Origin of the sequence: Thermus thermophilus, assembly GCF_019974155.1 — a bacterium.
GTDB classification, from domain to species: domain Bacteria; phylum Deinococcota; class Deinococci; order Deinococcales; family Thermaceae; genus Thermus; species Thermus thermophilus_C.
Genome location: NZ_AP025158.1, coordinates 1,970,763 through 1,988,753 on the forward strand (window position 1 = coordinate 1,970,763; position 17,991 = coordinate 1,988,753).

18 protein-coding genes, 2 tRNA genes, 1 pseudogene and 1 CRISPR repeat array are annotated in these 17,991 nt (G+C 65.4%); of the genes and pseudogenes, 8 read left to right on the forward strand and 13 right to left on the reverse strand.

The genetic code is table 11. The features are described 5' to 3' along the window. Nucleotides 1–3: 3 nt before the first annotated feature. Complete coding sequence (locus TthTMY_RS10630; RefSeq protein ID WP_096411234.1) at nt 4–282, forward strand: hypothetical protein; 279 nt, start codon at nt 4–6, stop codon at nt 280–282. A 57-nt stretch (nt 283–339) separates the two neighbouring features. On the opposite strand, the gene rsfS is transcribed toward TthTMY_RS10630, so the two are convergent. From rsfS to secG, 9 genes are all read right to left on the reverse strand, one after another. Continuing rightward, nucleotides 340–681 (reverse strand): ribosome silencing factor, encoded by a 342-nt coding sequence (gene rsfS / locus TthTMY_RS10635; RefSeq protein WP_096411235.1) that lies wholly within the window; start codon nt 679–681, stop codon nt 340–342. Between the two features lie 6 nt (nt 682–687). Beyond that, the gene (locus tag TthTMY_RS10640) at nt 688–1,785 is read right to left on the reverse strand and encodes an LCP family protein (protein ID WP_096411236.1); all 1,098 of its coding nucleotides are present in this window, start codon (nt 1,783–1,785) and stop codon (nt 688–690) included. After that, entirely contained in the window at nt 1,785–2,330 is a 546-nt protein-coding gene (gene yqeK / locus TthTMY_RS10645) for a bis(5'-nucleosyl)-tetraphosphatase (symmetrical) YqeK (protein ID WP_096411237.1), read from the reverse strand. Before yqeK ends, TthTMY_RS10640 begins: the two co-directional genes overlap by 1 nt. After that, nucleotides 2,305–2,865 (reverse strand): nicotinate-nucleotide adenylyltransferase, encoded by a 561-nt coding sequence (nadD, locus tag TthTMY_RS10650; protein ID WP_223903267.1) that lies wholly within the window; start codon nt 2,863–2,865, stop codon nt 2,305–2,307. The genes yqeK and nadD overlap by 26 nt, the downstream gene beginning before the upstream one ends. After that, nucleotides 2,866–4,116, reverse strand: a complete 1,251-nt coding sequence (obgE, locus tag TthTMY_RS10655) for a GTPase ObgE (RefSeq protein ID WP_096411238.1) — start codon at nt 4,114–4,116, stop codon at nt 2,866–2,868. It abuts the gene before it with no gap. A 9-nt stretch (nt 4,117–4,125) separates the two neighbouring features. Further along, entirely contained in the window at nt 4,126–4,383 is a 258-nt protein-coding gene (rpmA, locus tag TthTMY_RS10660) for a 50S ribosomal protein L27 (RefSeq protein ID WP_008633580.1), read from the reverse strand. 3 nt (nt 4,384–4,386) lie between these two features. Next, nucleotides 4,387–4,692 carry a 50S ribosomal protein L21 gene (rplU, locus tag TthTMY_RS10665; RefSeq protein ID WP_008633581.1) on the reverse strand — a complete coding sequence of 102 codons (306 nt, stop codon included), beginning with the start codon at nt 4,690–4,692 and terminating at the stop codon, nt 4,387–4,389. A 97-nt stretch (nt 4,693–4,789) separates the two neighbouring features. After that, nucleotides 4,790–4,865: transfer RNA gene (locus TthTMY_RS10670), tRNA-Ala, on the reverse strand. Nucleotides 4,866–4,901: 36 nt separating this feature from the next. After that, on the reverse strand, nt 4,902–5,129 hold the full coding sequence (gene secG / locus TthTMY_RS10675) for a preprotein translocase subunit SecG (RefSeq protein ID WP_223903268.1): 228 nt from the start codon (nt 5,127–5,129) through the stop codon (nt 4,902–4,904). A 69-nt stretch (nt 5,130–5,198) separates the two neighbouring features. Between secG and TthTMY_RS10680 the strand changes: the two genes are divergently transcribed. Beyond that, a tRNA-Thr gene (locus TthTMY_RS10680) sits at nt 5,199–5,273 on the forward strand. A 112-nt stretch (nt 5,274–5,385) separates the two neighbouring features. After that, nucleotides 5,386–5,994: pseudogene (locus TthTMY_RS10685) on the forward strand (hypothetical protein); the annotation flags it as partial. 139 nt (nt 5,995–6,133) lie between these two features. On the opposite strand, the gene TthTMY_RS10690 reads toward TthTMY_RS10685, so the two are convergent. Further along, nucleotides 6,134–6,268 (reverse strand): type II toxin-antitoxin system HicA family toxin, encoded by a 135-nt coding sequence (locus TthTMY_RS10690; protein ID WP_223903270.1) that lies wholly within the window; start codon nt 6,266–6,268, stop codon nt 6,134–6,136. Nucleotides 6,269–6,344: 76 nt separating this feature from the next. After that, nucleotides 6,345–6,554 carry a type II toxin-antitoxin system HicB family antitoxin gene (locus TthTMY_RS10695; protein ID WP_096411239.1) on the reverse strand — a complete coding sequence of 70 codons (210 nt, stop codon included), beginning with the start codon at nt 6,552–6,554 and terminating at the stop codon, nt 6,345–6,347. A 96-nt stretch (nt 6,555–6,650) separates the two neighbouring features. On the opposite strand from TthTMY_RS10695, the gene cas1 reads away from it, so the two are divergent. Further along, nucleotides 6,651–6,938, forward strand: coding sequence for a CRISPR-associated endonuclease Cas1 (gene cas1, locus TthTMY_RS10700; RefSeq protein WP_229365141.1), 288 nt, complete (start codon nt 6,651–6,653; stop codon nt 6,936–6,938). Nucleotides 6,939–7,125: 187 nt separating this feature from the next. Continuing rightward, a CRISPR array of direct repeats spans nt 7,126–9,234; the repeat unit is 30 nt; unit sequence CTTTTGACCGTACCTATGAGGGTTTGAAAC. Nucleotides 9,235–9,256: 22 nt separating this feature from the next. Here cas1 and TthTMY_RS10705 read toward each other — a convergent pair. Together TthTMY_RS10705 and TthTMY_RS10710 are read right to left on the reverse strand one after the other, a co-directional pair. Then, entirely contained in the window at nt 9,257–9,412 is a 156-nt protein-coding gene (locus TthTMY_RS10705; RefSeq protein ID WP_223903271.1) for a hypothetical protein, read from the reverse strand. 294 nt (nt 9,413–9,706) lie between these two features. Next, entirely contained in the window at nt 9,707–10,234 is a 528-nt protein-coding gene (locus TthTMY_RS10710; RefSeq protein WP_157745798.1) for a winged helix-turn-helix domain-containing protein, read from the reverse strand. A gap of 461 nt (nt 10,235–10,695) precedes the next feature. Between TthTMY_RS10710 and TthTMY_RS10715 the strand changes: the two genes are divergently transcribed. From TthTMY_RS10715 to TthTMY_RS10730, 4 genes are all read left to right on the forward strand, one after another. Further along, complete coding sequence (locus TthTMY_RS10715; RefSeq protein ID WP_096411240.1) at nt 10,696–13,572, forward strand: RtcB family protein; 2,877 nt, start codon at nt 10,696–10,698, stop codon at nt 13,570–13,572. A 235-nt stretch (nt 13,573–13,807) separates the two neighbouring features. Continuing rightward, the gene (locus tag TthTMY_RS10720) at nt 13,808–15,271 is read left to right on the forward strand and encodes a phosphodiester glycosidase family protein (RefSeq protein WP_096411241.1); all 1,464 of its coding nucleotides are present in this window, start codon (nt 13,808–13,810) and stop codon (nt 15,269–15,271) included. Nucleotides 15,272–15,323: 52 nt separating this feature from the next. Continuing rightward, nucleotides 15,324–16,850: a Druantia anti-phage system protein DruA gene (locus TthTMY_RS10725; RefSeq protein WP_096411242.1), complete on the forward strand. Its 1,527-nt coding sequence runs from the start codon at nt 15,324–15,326 to the stop codon at nt 16,848–16,850. Further along, on the forward strand, nt 16,840–17,985 hold the full coding sequence (locus TthTMY_RS10730; RefSeq protein ID WP_041444412.1) for a DNA double-strand break repair nuclease NurA: 1,146 nt from the start codon (nt 16,840–16,842) through the stop codon (nt 17,983–17,985). Before TthTMY_RS10725 ends, TthTMY_RS10730 begins: the two co-directional genes overlap by 11 nt. The last annotated feature ends 6 nt before the right edge of the window (nt 17,986–17,991 follow it).

Here is a 17,991-nt window from a genome sequence, read left to right on the forward strand (position 1 = left end):
CCCGTGGGCAAGAAGAAGCGGCAGGAGAAGCTCAAGAAGAAGGCCCTGAAGGAGTGGGAGGCCCGCAGGCCCAAGACCTTCCGGCAGTTCCTCCCCTACCTTCCCGGGATCTTCCTCCGGACCACCCTGGTCATGACGGCGGCCGTGACGGTGATCGTGGTCCTCGGGGCCCTGGGCCTCCCTTGGGCCGCCCACTTCTGGTTCCAGTTCGCCGTCTACTTGGCCTTCTACCTGGCCTTTCAGCGGTTCATCATGGGGCCCCTGGCCCCGCCCAAGGTCTAGGCCTACCCCCACGTCGGCCTGCGCCCGCACGGGGCGGTCCCCAGGGGGCCGGGGTACTTAAAGCCGCTCGGCGTCGGCCCAGAAGCCCTCGAGGTCGTAGTACTCCCGGGCCTCGGGGGTCATGAGGTGGACGACCACCTCCCCGTAGTCCAGGACCACCCAACGGGGGCTCTGGCCCGCGGTGGGCCGGGGGCGGAGGTCCTCCTCCTCCAGCTTTTCCAGGAGGTGCCGCTCCAGGGCCTGCAAGTGGGGGGTGCTGGTGGCGCTGGCGACCACGAAGTAGTCCAGGGTCTCCGAGACCCGGCGCAGGTCCAGGGCCACCACGTTTTCCGCCTTCTTTTCCGCGAGGAGTTCCTTGATCCGCTGGATCAGCGCTACCGCCTCCTTGGTCTTGACCATCTGCCCCTAGTGTAGCAGGTCCGGCCCGAGCTCCACCACCACCTCGGCCAAGGGCTGGTGGGGGGCGATGACGGGAAGGTGGAACAGGCCCGCGTAGTAACGGCCCACCGCCGGGTCGGTGGCGTAAACGGCGCTCCGGGCCACCTCGGCCTCCTCCGTCCACACCTCCACCCCCTCCCGCTCCAGGAAAGCCCGGCCCCAGGCGATGAGCCCGGCGTCCCCCCTCAAGCGCACCGGGAGGCCGGGGGGCGGGGTGAGGGGCGGCCCCCCGAAAAGGGCGGAAAGAAGCTCCCCCCTGCGCGCCTCGTCCACGTAGAGGTAGGTGCCCGCCCCCTCCCGCGTGGGCAGGGTGGCCAGGGCCACCTGGAAATCCCGGGCGTAGGGAAGGTAATCCAGAACCTCCTCCAGGCTGAGGTCGGTGTCCAGCTCGCGCCACACCTCCCGCAGGGCGGCCGCCAGGGCGGGCCAGACCCGGGGGTCCTGGGCCTTTCGGGCCACCTGGGTGGCCACAGCCTTGATCCGGTCCAGGCGAGCGTAGTCCCCCAGGGCATCGTGGCGGAAGCGCATGTACTTCACCGCCTCTTCCCCGGAGAGGTGGAGCCTGCCGGCGGGGAAGTCAATGTAGAGGTTCGCCGCCCGGTCCACGTAGCGCATGGGGCGGTCCAGGTACACCTCCACCCCCCCCACGGCGTCCACCACGCGGGCCACCCCCTCCAGGGTGAAGACGAGGTGCCGCTCCGCCACGAGGCCCGTGGCCTCCTCCACCGCTCGTTTCAAGAGCTCAGGGCCTCCCCGGCCGTAGGCGGCGTTGATCTTCCCGCCCACAAGGGGGCTGTAGAGGTCCCGGGGAACGGCCACGCCCACGGCCTCCCCCCCGCGGACGCGGACGTAGAAGATGGTGTCCGTCCGGCTTCCCGGGCCGCAAGGGGTGCGGGGGGCGCAGTAGTCGATGTCCCGGGCGGCCACCACCACCCCCATCTCCGGCACCGGGCCCGTCCGCTTGGGGGCGGAGGTGGAAAGGGCGGCGGGCCTCGGCCAGGAGAGGACCCCCCCAAGGGCGAAAAGGGCCAAGGCGAGGAGGAAGAAGGAGAGGCGGGGACGCATCAGAGGCTGTGGTAGACCTCCAGGGTCCTGGGGTGGATGGGGATCTTCTTGGCCTTGAGGTAGTGGACCTTGTTCCGCACCGCCAGGCGGTACGCCTCCTTAAGCCGGCCCGCCAGGGCGAGCTCTCGGATCTCCCCGTTCACCCCCCGGCCGGGCTCGGAGACGTCCGCCACGTAGAGGGCCATGCCGATCCCGTTTTCGGGGTCCACGCCGTAGACGTGGCCCTCGATGGCCTCGAGGACCTCCTCGTCCCGCACCCCCCAGGAGGCGGCCAAGGCCCGGGCCGCCCGCCCGTGGAGGGCGAGGGGGTGGGCCTCCTCCACCTCGTTCTCCGGGGGGGCGAGGCGCCTCAGCTCCTCCTCCGGGAGGTCCCGGGCGGCATCGTGGAGCAGGCCCGCCAGGTAAGCCCGCTCGGGGTCCAGCCCGTTGTTGCGGGCGATCTCCCGGGCGAGCTCCGCCACCCGGCGGATGTGCTCCATGCGCTCGGGACGGACGAGGCTTTGGACCTTGGCCTCCAGATCAGCGATAGAGACCGTGCTTTTCAATGTACACCTCCACCGCGCGCGGAACCCAGTAGCGCACGCTCCTTCCCTCCCTTAGCCGGCGGCGGATCTCGGTGCTGGAGATGCCCACCTCGGGCACGAAGAGGGGCACCACCGGGAGGGGCGCCTCCTCCAAAGGGTAGCCGGGCCGGGCCACGGCCACCAGGGTGGCGTACTCGGGAAGCCGCTCCCCTTCCTTCCAGGTGAGAACGTCCCGGTAGGCGTCGGCCCCGGTAATGAAGAAGAGCTCGTCCTCGGGGAAAAGGCGCCGCGCCTCGCGCAGGGTGTCCACCGTGTAGCTCGGGCCCGGGCGGTCCAGCTCCAGCCGGGAGACCGTAAACCGCGGGTCCTCCGCCACGGCCAGGAGGGTCATCTCGTAGCGGGCCTCGGCAGAGGCCACGGGGACCTTGTGGGGCGGGCGGGCCGCCACCACGAAGAGCACCCGGTCCAGGCGCAAAACCTCCTGGGCTTGGCTTGCCGCCAGGAGGTGACCCAGGTGGATGGGGTCAAAACTCCCCCCGAAGAGCCCGATCCGCACTCAGACCTCCGGGATGTACTCAAACTCCAGCCCCCCGATGCGCACCAGGTCCCCCGCCCGCACGCCCTTGGCCCGGAGGGCGGCCTCCACCCCCTGGCGCCGGAAGACCTCCTGCAGGTATCCGGCCGCCTCCATCAAATCCCCCTTGATCCGGGCGAGGTACCGCTCCACCTCGGGGGCCCGGACCTCGTAGACCCCCTCGGCCACGGGCACCACCTCCACCCCGGCCTGGACCTCCTTCCGGGGCACGGGCTTGGGCATCTCCGGCGGGGGGGTGGAACGGACCAGGGCGTGGAGCGCCTCTTTAAGGGCAGGAAGCCCCGTCCCCGTGAGGGCGCTTACGGGAAGCACGGCGAGCCCCTCCCGGGCCAGGGCGTCCGCCAGGGCCTTCACCGCCTCCTCCTCGAGGAGGTCCACCTTGTTGAGGGCCACGAGGCTCGGCCGGCGCAGGAGGGCGGGGTCGTAGGCCCCGACCTCCTTCCTGAGGGTCTCCAGGGTCTTAAGGGGTTCGTCTGCGGCGTCCAGCACGTAGAGCAGGACCCGGGTGCGGGCGATGTGGCGCAGGAACTCGAGGCCCAAACCCTTCCCCTCGCTCGCCCCCTCAATGATCCCGGGAATGTCCGCCAGGGTGAAGCGCTCCTCCTCGGAAACCTCCACCACCCCGAGGTTGGGGCTCAGGGTGGTGAAAGGGTAGGGGGCGATCTTCGGGTGGGCCCGCGTCATGGCGGCGAGGAGGCTGGACTTCCCCGCGTTGGGGTAGCCCACGAGGCCCACGTCGGCGATGAGCATGAGCTCCAGCCGGAGCCTGCGCTTCTCCCCTTCTTCCCCCGCCTCGGCGAAGCGGGGAGCCTGGCGGGTAGGGGTGACGAAGTGCATGTTGCCCCGGCCGCCCGCGCCGCCCCGGGCCACCAGAACCGTCTGCCCCTCCTCGGTGAGGTCGGCGAGGAGCTCCCCAGTGTCGGCGTCAAAGACCCGGGTCCCCCGAGGAACCTCGATGACGAGGTCCGCCCCCCCGCGGCCGTGCTGCTGGCTTCCCCGGCCGTGCTCCCCGTCCTCCGCCTTGTAGATGCGTTTGGAGAGGCGGGAAAGGGAGTCCACGCTCCCCCGGGCCCGGAGGTAGACGGACCCTCCCCGTCCCCCGTCCCCCCCGTCGGGCCCCCCTTTGGGAACGAACTTCTCCCGGCGGAAGGAAACGGCGCCGTCGCCACCCCTACCGGCGGCGACGGTGATCACCAGGACGTCTTGGAACATTACGCCCGCTTAAGCCAAGGGGCGCACGTGAACGTACCGGCCGAGACGGCCCCGGTCCTGAAACTCCACCACCCCGTCCACCAGGGCAAAGAGGGTGAAGTCCCGGCCCATGCCCACGTTCTTGCCGGGCTTGAACCTGGTGCCCCGCTGGCGCACCAGGATGTTGCCCGCCCGGACCACCTGGCCTTCGTACCGCTTGACCCCGAGGCGCTTGGCCTGGGAGTCGCGGCCGTTCTTCGTGGAACCTAGACCCTTTTTATGCGCCATACCTCACCCCCGGATCTCCTTGATGAGGAGCTCGGTATAGGGCTGGCGGTGGCCCTTCTTCCTGCGGTACTGGACCTTGGCCTTGAACTTGGAAACCAGGATCTTCTTGCCCCGGCCATGGCCCAGCACCTCGGCCACCACGCTGGCCCCCTCCACCACCGGGGTGCCCACCACGGTCTTCTCCCCGCCCAGGAGGAGGACGGGAAGCTCCACGGTGGCCCCGGGCTCCGCGTCCAGCTTCTCCACCCGAAGCTTAAGGCCGGGCTCTACCCGGTACTGTTTGCCGCCTGTCTTCACGATCGCGAACATGCCACACCTCTGCCGGGCCCCCGGGCCCTACCGGTCTTCCACTATAGACCAGCGGGGGCGTAACCGCAAGCTAAAACCCCCCTTTCGGGGGGTGTTTTGGTGGAGCCGAGGGGATTCGAACCCCTGACCTCCTCAATGCCATTGAGGCGCGCTCCCAACTGCGCCACGGCCCCAGGCAACGCCCATGGTACCGAGGAGGGCCCGCTTTGTCAACGGGGCCAGAGGCCGATGACCAAGGCCAGGGCCGCGAAAACCACCCCCAGGATCACCGTGAGGCGGTAGAGCCCTCCCGTCACGCCCCGGGCGGAGAAGAGGTCGGCCGAGCCCCCCATGAGGTCCCCGGCCCCCTGCTTGGGCTCCTGCACCAGCACGAGGTAGACCAGTAGCCCGGCCACGCCGAGGTAGATGAGGATGACCAAGGTGTAGAGCAGGTCCATGCCCCCCACTCTACCAGAGGGGGACCGGTTGCGGGAAGTGGCCCCTTGGTTTACACTCTCAAGGGGCGGGCCGGTGTAGCTCAGCGGTAGAGCAACCGCCTCGTAAGCGGTAGGCCGCCGGTTCAAATCCGGCCACCGGCTCCACACCAGAACGCAAAAACCCCCGCCTTACTCTCAGGGCGGGGGTTGCTTTTGACCAATACCTTCGTGTGCTACTTGATCTGGACCCTCGGGGTGTGAAAAAAGAGGGGGTGCTATGCAGCAAAATCGTGAGCACCCCCTTTACCATCTTGACGCAGAAACCCTCCTCGTGGCTACCTACATCTGGGTAGGTCACGGGCTTAGCCCGTACCTTGCTGACGAACCGAAAGCCCTGCAGGCCCAAGGATTCAAGCTCCCCCCAAAGCAAAAGCACCAGAAAGCTACCCTGGCCGAGCTCCTGACCCTCGCCATCTGCAAGATACGGCCTTCGGCCGTGACCCTCCTGTTGCAAGGCCAGGACCTCGCCAAAGGCTACCTGGCCGCCAAGACCACCCTCAAGGCCTACTTCCCCTCCCTCCCCCACCTCTCCCGCTTCTATCGGGTCCTTCAGAAGGCTCAGGGGTTGTTGGCTCACCTGGCCATAAGGCTCTCCGGAGGGCAAGGTCTTCTGCAGGTGGTGGCCCCCAAGCTACGGGCCTCGCCCGTGACCAAACCCATCCCCCTGGCCCACGGCCACCGGATTCACGGCTTGGACCTCCCTGAGGCCGCTGTGGGGGTGGGCCCCCTGGGGGCTTTCGCGGGCTACGTTCTCATGCCGGTGATGAACGAGCGCGGCCTCTTTTGGAACCTAGCCCCTTCGGGGCTGACCCGTTGGGCTATCCTCGTGGCAGGAAGGGGTGGTGCCCCCGGGGGCGGAGGCCCTGCCGCGCCCTGACCAAGAAGGGACGGGTGGTCCACGACGCCCTCGAGGCCGTGGTCCGGGCGGTGATGACGCGGGGGGCAGAGGGAAGGGGGCGGGCGTTTTAAAGCGCCTCGAACTCCTCGGGGGTGAGCCCTGCCTGGCGTAGGATGCTCCTCAGGGTGCCCACGGCGATTTCCCGGTGGGCGGGGACGATGGCCACGTGAAGCCCGTGCGGGTCTTCCCTGACGAACTTCACGTGACTTCCCTTCTAGGAGTGGACGACAAACCCCGCCGCCTCGAGGCGGCGCTTCACCTCCCGGTAGGGAAGCGGCCTAAGCGGCGGGGCCAAGCTCCACCTCTACCGTGCGCACCACGGGGGCGCGCTCCGGGGTGGGAGGCTCGAAGTAGAGCTCCAGGGCCTCCTTAAGGTTCTTCAAGGCCTCCTCCTCGGTTTCCCCCTGAGAGGCCACGTCTACCTCGAGGCACTGGGCCACCCAGAGGTCCCCTTCCCGCCAGAGGTGGGCCGTAAAGCGCCGGGTCATGACCTCATGATAGCGCCCTCTACACCGGCGGGAGGCTCACGCGGCGGCGGGAAGGAGGGGGCGGGGCGTTTCTGCAAGTTTTGAGTCAACCTGGACGTGGCCGAGGTGTTCAGGCCCGTCCTCGCCGACCGGTTGGTCTTCCGCCTCGTGCGCAGGGGGCAGGTGAAGCCGGGGCACTTCCTCCGAGAGGGGGAAGGGGTCTTCCTCTCCGAGGCGGGAAGGAGGCTTGTAGTGGAGGAGTGGGAGAAGACCCTCCAGACCACCTACCAGCACCGCGCCTTGAGGCGGGCCGTCTCCTACAGGACCACCTTGCGCCTGGAGCTCTACAAGCTGGAAAAGCACCTGATTGGGGAACAGCCCTACACCCCCTACCGCCTGCGCTGAACTTTGACCAAGTCCAAGTTGGCGCCAACCCCCAATCCCCCCCAAAACCCGGGGGGGTTGACGCACACCCCCCGACCTGCTACATTGACCCTAGGCGGCTGGGCCTTTTCCACCTCGGCCGCAGGGGTTCTTGAAAACGAAGATTAGAGTTCCGTGAGAGCCTAGCGTGCAGGACAGCATTTTGGCTCTTTTGACCGTACCTATGAGGGTTTGAAACAATACGCCCTGGCCTGGGAGGGCCTAGGGGTGCGCACCTTTTGACCGTACCTATGAGGGTTTGAAACTGGTACGGGACTGCCCGAAGTATCTCCGCCACAGGAACCTTTTGACCGTACCTATGAGGGTTTGAAACCCTGCCCACCTGGTCCGACGAGGAGCTGGAAGAGTGGGCTTTTGACCGTACCTATGAGGGTTTGAAACTTCAAGTCGGATGGCTGGTTCACCATTCCGAGGCTGCTTTTGACCGTACCTATGAGGGTTTGAAACAGCCAAATGTCCTGCCCACCCTCTTCATCGGGGGGCTTTTGACCGTACCTATGAGGGTTTGAAACTAGCATTACCAGTCGGTTTTGCAAAGTCCCACCCCTCTTCTTTTGACCGTACCTATGAGGGTTTGAAACAGCCCCGCGAAGGCCCAGGGGGGCACCCCCAGGGCCCTTTTGACCGTACCTATGAGGGTTTGAAACATGGGGAGTGGAGTTTCGGCGAGCGTGGTTTCTAGGCGCTTTTGACCGTACCTATGAGGGTTTGAAACAGCGTCACGGTCACGAGGTTGGAGGAGGTCCGCTTTTGACCGTACCTATGAGGGTTTGAAACCGTGAATAGCTCCCACCCTTTCATGTGGTCCTCGCGAGCTCCTTTTGACCGTACCTATGAGGGTTTGAAACAAGGCCTGGGCGCTCCATGCCACCTGGCTGGACCTTCTTTTGACCGTACCTATGAGGGTTTGAAACAGGTCTTCGGGAGGGGGTGGGTGCGCCGCGTGGCCGCCCTTTTGACCGTACCTATGAGGGTTTGAAACCGAATAGCCATAGCGGCTTTCTCTTCTGTAGCCACCCTTTTGACCGTACCTATGAGGGTTTGAAACGCCGCCCTGGGCTCATCCCGAGGACTGGGAGGCTTCCTTTTGACCGTACCTATGAGGGTTTGAAACTTGAGGAGCCTATCTTCCGCCAGCAACTTAAGCATCGCTTTTGACCGTACCTATGAGGGTTTGAAACCCCTTTACGCCCGCAAGGACGCGGCGGACCAGCTCCGCTTTTGACCGTACCTATGAGGGTTTGAAACATCAATTCGGCAACTTGGCAAGAGGCTGAGCGGCTTCTTTTGACCGTACCTATGAGGGTTTGAAACCGCCTACCCCTCGGCCTCGCCGAGGGGCTTAAGCGCCCCTTTTGACCGTACCTATGAGGGTTTGAAACCTGGTAGACCTCAACCGAGCGGCGCCAGAAACCGGGCCTTTTGACCGTACCTATGAGGGTTTGAAACTTGCGGTTCCCCGGAGTGGCCTCCCGGGCGAACTCGTCTTTTGACCGTACCTATGAGGGTTTGAAACAGGAACTGGTGGGGGTGCTCAAGGCTCTCACCGCGGCCCCTTTTGACCGTACCTATGAGGGTTTGAAACGCCCCACAAGTGGAAAGCCTTATGGCCCGCGCCCTGGCTTTTGACCGTACCTATGAGGGTTTGAAACTTAGTAGAGATTCTCCGTCTCCTCCAATGCACTTTGCTTTTGACCGTACCTATGAGGGTTTGAAACCCTCAAAGGCAATCTCCGGGGCGATGCTATAAACCTTGCTTTTGACCGTACCTATGAGGGTTTGAAACCGCAGAGTTCCCCCCGGAGGGGGGGTCCCCCCCAGAAGCTTTTGACCGTACCTATGAGGGTTTGAAACTTTTTTTCCTTCATCTCCTCCTCCTTTCCCCCTGGCTTTTGACCGTACCTATGAGGGTTTGAAACAGTTCTCCCTCGATCCACCAGCGGTGCTTCACGTTTCCCCTTTTGACCGTACCTATGAGGGTTTGAAACTCTTTAGGGGGGGTTATAGGGGGGGAGGTGGGAGATTTCTTTTGACCGTACCTATGAGGGTTTGAAACTTTGCTGCCAATAGATTGCGTCACGAGCGGCCCCCACCTTTTGACCGTACCTATGAGGGTTTGAAACTTGTAGTCCACGGACTGGATGATGCACCGCTGCCACACCTTTTGACCGTACCTATGAGGGTTTGAAACCCGGGTATAAGACCCACTCCGATTATGGGCCCGGTCGTTTTGACCGTACCTATGAGGGTTTGATAAGAAATCCCCCTGATCCATTCCCTCAGCATCCTCCCGGCCACCAGTGAAAGAGGGTATGGCTCCGAATCAGGCCCGGCTGGGTCTGCAGGTAGGCGCACCGGGCCTCCACCCTCGCCCAAAGCTCCTCCTCCGTCTCCACCCGCCCGTTGGCCACCACCGCGTCCACCAGGGGCCACACCCGCGTCCAAGACCAAAAGCAAAAGCTTCCCCTCCCCAGCCCCACGCAACCGGGCAAAGCGCCCCAGGACCTCCGAGAAGGCCACAGCGTTCACCGTGGGCAAAAGCCAAAACTCGCTCTCCCCTGTACCCGGACGCACGAAGCCGTACACGTAAAGCCACCGGTACCGCGGCCGCACCCAGGCCAGGGGCGTCTTCCCCCGGGGCGCCCACACCCGCCGGTACACGGGCTTCAGGCCCAACCTGTGTTCGTCAAAAGCCCAAAGCTCCAGGACAAGCCAGGGGAAGAGGCACTTCAGGAGGACAACGGTGAAGAAGAGTTTTTTTTGAAGGCCTCCCCCTCTTCCACGTCCCTCTCCCGGTGCCGGGGACGGGGGCGGAGGGGGGCGAAGCCCAGGCGCTTCATCCAGGTCCAGGCCCGCCTGGGGTCCACGGGACGGCCCAGCCTCTCCGAGAGCCACAGGGCGGCGTTCCTTATCGTCCATATCCCCTCCTGGGGATGGGGCTGGAGGAGGGCCTGGCGGAAGGCTTCCTGAAGCTCCGGGGAGAGCAAGGGGGGCTGGCCTGGGTTTTGGTGCCGGAGGTCGGCCATGGGCTGGCCTTCGTTGTAGCGGTGGAGGGTGTTGCGGACCCAGCGGGTGGAGTAGCCCAGGGTCTGGGCCACCTGGGGGATGGAGTGGCCTGTGGCGAGGAGCCAGATGGCGTGCCAGCGGGCGCGTTCCACGGGGTCCTCGCTTTCCCGGTAGAGGGCGTGCAGGTTGTCCGGGTGATGCCGCAGCTTGAGTTCCAGCCGGGGGCGGCGTTGGTGTTTGGTCAGCCGCATGACCCCATACTAAGAGAAAAACCCAGGGGGAGTTCTTATGAGGGACTTGGCCCGCTTCCTTTGGGAGATGGCAAACCGCTTGGAGGGGTGGGCGCGGCAAAACTCCTCCAAAGCGCAGTCCCTGAGGGAAAAAGTCAGGGGTTTGGCCTGAGGATAGACCAAGATTTTGACCAATAAGCAACGGGGAACAGCAAGAACCAACGGCAACCAAAACCCCCCTAAAGTACCCTTTTGAACGCTTTTCGCCACAACCGCCTTCCCCAAAAGCCCGGTTTTAGGGGAGCTCGTAAGCGGTAGGCCGCCGGTTCAAATCCGGCCACCGGCTCCAGCCGAGGCCCCGGGTGCACCCGGGGCCTTCTCCTTGCCCTCAAGCGCAAGCCTTGACGCATAACGCATAAGGGGTTAGCCTAAAGATGAGCCCGGGCCGTCTGGCCCGGACGTTGTTTTTAGAGGAGGGCCCCATGCGCTTTGAGAAGATCGCCCCCTACACCTACCGCATCCCCCGGCAGGGGAAGATGCGGGTGGACGCTGTTTTCTTCGCCTCAAAGGAGATCCTAAAGGACCTCGAGGCGGAAAACTACGCCTCCTTGCAGCAGCTCATGAACGTGGCCACCCTCCCGGGCATCGTGGAGCCCGCCCTGGCCATGCCCGACATCCACTGGGGCTACGGCTTCCCCATCGGGGGGGTGGCGGCCTTTGACCCGGAGGAGGGCGGGGTGGTGAGCCCGGGCGGCGTAGGGTTTGACATCAACTGCCTGCCCCCAGGAACCCGGATCCTCTTCCGCGACGGGTACACCCGCCCCATAGAGGAGCTGGCGGAGGAAAGAGCCCCCAACCTGGTGGTGTGGCGGCTTGGGGAGCGCCCGGAAGCGGCCCAGGCGGCGCTTCTCCTTTCCCGGGAGGCGGAAGAACTCCTTAGGCTCCGCACCGAGGGCGGGTTCGTCCTGGAGGCGACCCCGGACCACCCCCTCTACACCCCCGAGGGGATGCGGCCTGCGGGCGCCTTGCGGCCGGGGGACCGGGTGGCGGTCCACCCCTTCCGGGGCCTTCCCTACGAGCCCCCTCCACCCCTATCCCTCCTCGAGGAGGAGGAAGCGGAAGCCTGGGCCCGGACCCTCGGCTTTCCCCAGGCGCCCCGGGAACTCCGGGCGCGGGGCCTTCTTCCCCTCCGGGCGGACCATCCCCACCTCCCCGCCCTCCTCCGCCTCCTGGGCTACGCCTTCGGGGACGGCACCCTTTACCGCTCGGGGGGGCGGGCCTACCTGGTCCTCTACGGGGAGGAGGAGGGGTTGCGGGAGGCCAAAGCCGACCTGGAGCGTCTGGGTTTCCGGGCAGGGGGACCCTACTTGCGCCGCCGCAACCCCACCTTCCGGGGGCGGACCTTTGACGCGGCGGAGGCGGGTCTGAAGGTGTCTTCCCGTGCCCTCTTCCTCCTCTTCCGCGCCCTCGGCCTCCCTGAGGGGGCCAAGGCCAAGCAGGGCTTCAGGCTGCCTGCTTGGCTCTTTGCCCTTCCTCCCTGGCTTAAGGCGAACTTCCTCGCGGGCCTTTTCGGGGCAGAGCTTTCCGCGCCCAAGGCCGTAAGCGGCCACGAGTACAACCTGGTCCCTCCGGTGCTTTCCCAATCCAAGCGCCGAAGCTTCCTGGAGGAAGGGCGTGCCTTCACCGAAGACCTCGCCCGCCTGGTGGCCTCCTTGGGCCTCGAGGTCCAGGACCTTCGCGAGGAGGCCGACTGGGAGGAACCCGAGGACCCCTCTCACCGCTTCAAGCTCATCCTCCGCTCCACGCCGGAGAACCTCGCCCGGCTTTACGAGGAGGTGGGCTACGCCTACGCTCCTAAGAAGGCGCGCCTCGCCCTTCTCGCCGCCCTTTACCTCCGCCTGAAACAGGCCCACCTGGCTCGGAGGGAGTCTATGGCCGCGGAGGTTTTGGCCCTGCGGGAGGCCGGCGAGAAGGTGGCGGCCATCGCCCACCGGCTTGGGGTGCCCCGCCGCTTCGCAGAGCGGACGCTTTACGAGAAGCGGGGCGCTTTCCGGCCCCAGGGCCTTCCCACCTTCCCCGAGTTCGTGGCGGCGCAGGGGGCGATGCTCTTTGACCGGGTGGTGGCCGTGGAGCGGGTGCCTTACGGGGGGAAGGTGTACGACCTTTCCATGGCCCACCCGGACCACAACTTCGTGGCCGAGGGGTTCGTGGTCTCCAACTGCGGCGTCCGCCTCCTCGCCTCCCACCTCACCCTGGAAGACCTCCTCCCCCGCCAGAAGGAGCTCGCCGACGCCCTCTATCGCCTCGTCCCCTCGGGGGTGGGAAGCGAAAGGCGGGACGTGCGCTTTAGCAAAAAGGAGCTCAAAGAAATCCTCAAGGAGGGGGCGGGCTGGCTCGTGAAGCGGGGCTTTGGCTACCCCGAGGACCTGGGCTTCATTGAGTCCCAAGGCCGCCTCCCCTGGGCCAACCCCGACAAGGTCTCGGAAAGGGCCTTTGAGCGGGGGGCCCCCCAGATCGGCACCTTGGGAAGCGGGAACCACTTCCTGGAGGTGCAGTACGTGGACGAGGTCTACGACGAGGAGGCGGCCGAGGCCTACGGGCTCTTCCGGGGACAGGTCACCGTCCTCATCCACACGGGAAGCCGGGGCTTAGGCCACCAGGTCTGCCAGGACTACGTGGAGCGCTTCCTCAAAGCCGCCCCCCGGTACGGCATTGAGCTCGTGGACAAGCAGCTCGCCGCCGCCCCCATAAAGAGCCCCGAGGGCCAGGACTACCTCCAGGCCATGGCCGCCGCCGCCAACTTCGCCTTCGCCAACCGCCAGCTCATCGCCCACTTCGTACGGGAGGCCTTTGAGAAGGTGGGCTTTACCCCCAGGGACCACGGCCTTAGGGTCCTCTACGACCTCGCCCACAACAACGCCAAGTTTGAGGAGCACGGGGGCAGGCGGGTCCTCGTCCACCGCAAGGGGGCCACCCGGGCCTTCGGCCCCGGCCACCCGGAGGTCCCCGAGGCCTACCGCCGGGTGGGCCAGCCCGTTTTGGTGCCCGGGGACATGGGCCGATACTCCTACGTCCTCGCGGGGACGGAAAAGGCCATGGCGGTTTCCTTCGGAAGTAGCTGCCACGGGGCCGGGCGCAAGATGAGCCGCCACCAGGCCAAAAAGGTGGCCCGGGAGCGGAACCTGGTGAAGGAGCTTGCGGAAAGGGGCATCCTGGTGCGGGCCGCCACCCGGGCCACGGTGGACGAGGAGATGCCCGAGGCCTACAAGGACGTCTCCTTGGTGGTGGAGGCGGTGGAGGGAGCGGGGATCGGGAAAAAGGTGGCCCGCCTCAGGCCCCTCATCGTGGTCAAGGGGTAATCCCACCCCATGCTGGCTTGCGCCAGCATGGGGGTCCTGGCAAAGGGCTTCCTCGAGCCAGCTAAGGCCCCCACCGCGGCCTTCGCCGCGGTGGGGGCCCCAAAAGAACCTCCCCGAGCCTTATTTCGGGTAACCCGTGTTGCGAAATCAACGTGCAACCACTTAGGCGAAGGAAGCTCTGGGAAAGGGTATAAGGCTCCATCCGCTTCTCAGAAAGTTTTGGTTTCCTGGGAGGATGAGGCGGTTCGCCCTCCTCCTCTTTTTCGGCCTCGCCCTAGGCCAGACCCTCCTTCCCGTGGAACAGCTGGGGCTCACCTTCCGGGAGGAAGGGGGGGCCTGGGTGTACCAGGGGAGCGGGAAGCGCTTCGTCTACGTCCCCGGGGTGGGCTGGAGCGAGCCCCTTGGGGCGGAGCTCCCCCCGCCCCAAGAAGACCTCTTTCCCTTGGAGGCCCTGAAGGCCCTGGGGTACTTCCGGGTGGCGGAGGCGGGGGTGCGTTTCGGGGAGAGGCCCTCGGGGCTAAGGGTGGTCCTGGACCTGCCCGCCCCCTACCCGGCCGAGCCCCGGGAAGAGCGGGGTAAGGCGGGGGCCACCCTCTACCTGCCCTACCTCGCCCCAGACCTCCTCAAGGCCCCCTGGCCTAAGGGCCTAAAGGCCAGGGTCCGCCTCCTCCCCGAGGCCACCGAGCTCGCCCTGCGGGCGGAAGAGGGCCACCTCTACTACCGCCTCTTTCCCCTCGAGGACCCCCCCCGCCTGGTCCTGGACCTCTACCTCCTCGCCCCCGAGGTGGAGGAGGTCCTCTCCCCCGGGGTGCGCTACCGGGAGGTCTACGGCTTCGCCCCCGAGCCCCTTAGGCTTTACCTGGTGGAGGCGGAACGGGGAAGGCTCCTCCCCGTGGGCACCCCGGGGAAGAGGGCGCTTCCCAAGGACCTGGCCCCGGGGGCCCTCGCCGTCTTAAACGGCGGCTACTTTGACCCGAAGACGGGCACCCCCATCGGGCTTTGGGTGCAGGACGGGGTGACCCTCTCCTACCCCTACGGCCGGGTGGCCCTCCTCTGGGACGGCTTCGCTTTCTTTCTGGGTTTCCCCCAGTTCGTCGCCGAGGCGGTGGGGCCGGACGGGAGCCGGGTACGGGTGGGGGTGAACGCCTCCCGCGCCCGCTACACCGCCCACACGGTGCCGGGGACCGTGGGGCGGGAGGGGGAGGAGGTGGCCCTGGTACGGGAGGACCGGGTGGTGGACCTCCTCCCCGCCCCGGCCGAGCTTCCCCCGGGGCACTGGGCCCTTACCTTCCCCAGGGACGCCCCTCCTTTTCCCCTCGAGGTGGGAGGCAGGCTCGCCCTCTACGGCACCCTCACCCCCCCCTTCCGCTACGCCCTGGAGGGAGGCCCCCTCCTCCTCAAGGAGGGCCGGTACGCCTACGACCCCGCCAAGGAGAACTTCAAGGACCCGAGACCCCTCCAGGCCGTAGCCCCCCAGGCGGCGGTGGCCTGGACGAAGGAGGGGAAGCTCTGGCTCCTCGTCTCCGAACCCACCACCCCCGGGGCCCTGGCCCGGGCCCTCCTCTCCTTAGGCGCCTGGAACGCGCTCAGGATGGACGGGGGCGGTTCGGCCCAGCTCTGGGTGAAGGGGCAGCTCAGGAGCCCCTACACGGGCTCCCCCAGGCCCGTGGTGAACGCTCTGGCCCTCTATCTGGAGTAACTGGAGTAGACTTTTACGAAGGAAGCCCCTTCTGGGCCTTTGCAGAGGGTTTATGCCGCTAGACATCACCTTAGAGAGTTGGCTTTGGGACGCCGCCTGCGCCATCCGTGGCCCCGTGGGCGCACCCAAGTTCAAGGACTCTATCCTGCCCCTCGCCTTCCTCGAACGGCTTTCCGACGTGTTGGAGGAGGAGCTATACCGGCTGGCCGAGGAGTGCAGCAACCGGGAGGTGGCCTTAAGCCTCGTGGAGGAGGAGCGTAAAGAGGGCGCAATCGCCCAGGGACGTGGCCTGGTGCGCTTTTACATCCCCGAGGAGGCCCGCTGGACCAACATCCGCAAGCAGGATAAGGGACTAGGCCAGTACCTGACGAATGCCGTACGGAAGAAGAAGCTTTCTAGAATGGTTATGTCGGTCGAAGCGGAGCTGCGTAAACGCGTAATTGAACATCTCCGGGAACTTGGCTTTAAGGTTGAGAATGGGGAATTGGCCTTGGAAGGTAACAGCGATAAGCACTTCCTACGCCGATTGCACGATGCTGTCCGTCGTCTAGCCTTGTACCAGATGCAGGGATGGGTGGAAAACCTGTGGCCGCGCCTCCGTCCCTACTTCGCCGACGGTCGGGATATTAACCCAGAAGCGATCCGTCCCGTGTTAGTAGAGGCCACTACCCCCTGGCAACGCGAGCTTTTCCGGCTGGCGCGGCTCACATGGTCCCTCCCTTACTCCAAGGGATATGGGCGCCGGTTGCGGTTTCTGATTCTGGACGAGGGTAACAGGAACCCAGAAGGCCAGCCGTATCTGATGGGTATTCTGGCGCTCCAATCCCCGCCTCTTTCCTTCCCTCCTCGTGACAGGCGGTTTCAATATCCGCCGGGGCGGAAAACGGAACTGGTCAACCAGACGATGGACATCCATACGCTAGGGGCACTTCCTCCGTACAGCTACCTACTAGGGGGAAAACTAGTCGCTCTGGCTGCTGCCTCAAACGAGGTGCGGGAGGCCTACCGCCGGAAATATGAGGGTCGACGCACCGAAATAGAGGGACGAGTCTTACCAGCCCACTTGGTCGCTCTGACCACTACCAGCGCCTTTGGCCGAAGTAGCCTGTATAATCGTCTCAAATACAATGGCGAGCCGATTGCCATTTCTATCGGCTACACGGAGGGCTACGGAACCTTCCACCTGGAGCCACTCTATCCTCTCTTCCGAGAGTATCTGGAGGCGCAAGGTATCAGCACACGCGGAGGATACAATGTCGGTCCCCGCATCAAATGGCAGACCTGCGTTCGGGCCCTGGAGCGGCTGGGGTTCTCCGGTGCACTATTGAAACACACAATCCGACGGGAGGTGTTCCTTTTCCCTCTGATCCACAACTTGGACGACTATATGGAAGGAAGGACAGACGAACCAGAGTACAAGGATCTCCCCTTTGCGGATTTGGGTGCTTATTGGCGAGAGCGATGGTTACTTCCCCGAGTAGCACGGGTGGATGGCTGGTATAAGTGGGAAGCCGAGCAGTTGCTGGAAAGCCTGCTCGTGCGAAACGAAGCAACTGGAGTGCGTTCCGATGAACGGTGAAAACGAACGTCCATTTGCTGATCTACCCGCTGCTTTGGTGGAAGAGATGCTGATCCGGACAGAGCCATTGAGTCAGCGGATGCAGGCCGATTTTGAACGACTGCGGGCTGAACGCCGTCAGCGCCGTCAAGCGCTGGAGGAAAGCGGCCTTCTCCGCCGGGAAGGAGAACTACCTGCTGTCTCCGTCCCCACCACCTGCGGGGTAGATGGGGCCTACGCCCTGGAGCGGCTGGTGGCGACCGATCTGGTGGCGGCCGCCGCGGTCGCGGTGGAGGGGCTTACGCCACCTTCGGAGACCCGCTTCTGGCCGGAGCCACGCCACCGGGTTTATGTGGATGCCGAGGCGCACGAGGAGGAGACAGGCACCCTGGCCCGGGCGGTGATGATGGGAATGGAACTGGAACTGGCGAGCCAGGCCCCGCACGATGTAGTCTTCCTGGACGGCTCCCTTACTACCCCGCTCATCTACTTCAACCAGGCCCTCAACCGAGCGATCCAGACCCCCGACCTTCGCCTCACCGCCCACTTGCGCGATCATACCCTGAACTACCTCAAGGCTTACCACACGGTCCTCCAGGCCCGCCGCACTGACAGGGCATGGGTAGCGGTGCCCAAGTACTCAGTCCGCCGGGAGATCGGTGAGCGGTTTAAATGGGAGATGGACGACCGGGCAATGCTCACGAACCTTCTGGAGCCTGGGGAGTTTACCGACCCCCAAAGGCTGGAATCGCCAAGGCAGCCCTGGCACATCAATCTGGATCTTCTTCCCGAGGAGATCCGTGGGCAGGCGGAAAAGCTGCGGGATGAGATCATCCATCTGCTGGAGGAAGTGCGCGTTGTTTATTACCGCCCTTGGGCCTGGCTGCCGGCCCTGCGGCTGGAGATGAGCCGCACCGTGGCGGAGAACCGGGCTCGGCTGGCAACGGTGATCCAGGCGCTGCGCTTTCAGTGCAGCGCGCCGGGGATGCTGGAGCCGTACCCCCTTTACCTGGCCGACCGGATGGTGAAACACCTGGGCCGGGCAGTACCTGCCCTGCGCCAGGTGACCAGCCAGCGGCTGGCCGTGACTTACGGCGGGGACATCGGCGATGTGTTCCTGAACCTGCACGGCTACCGTACAGAAGGCGGCCGTTAGATCACG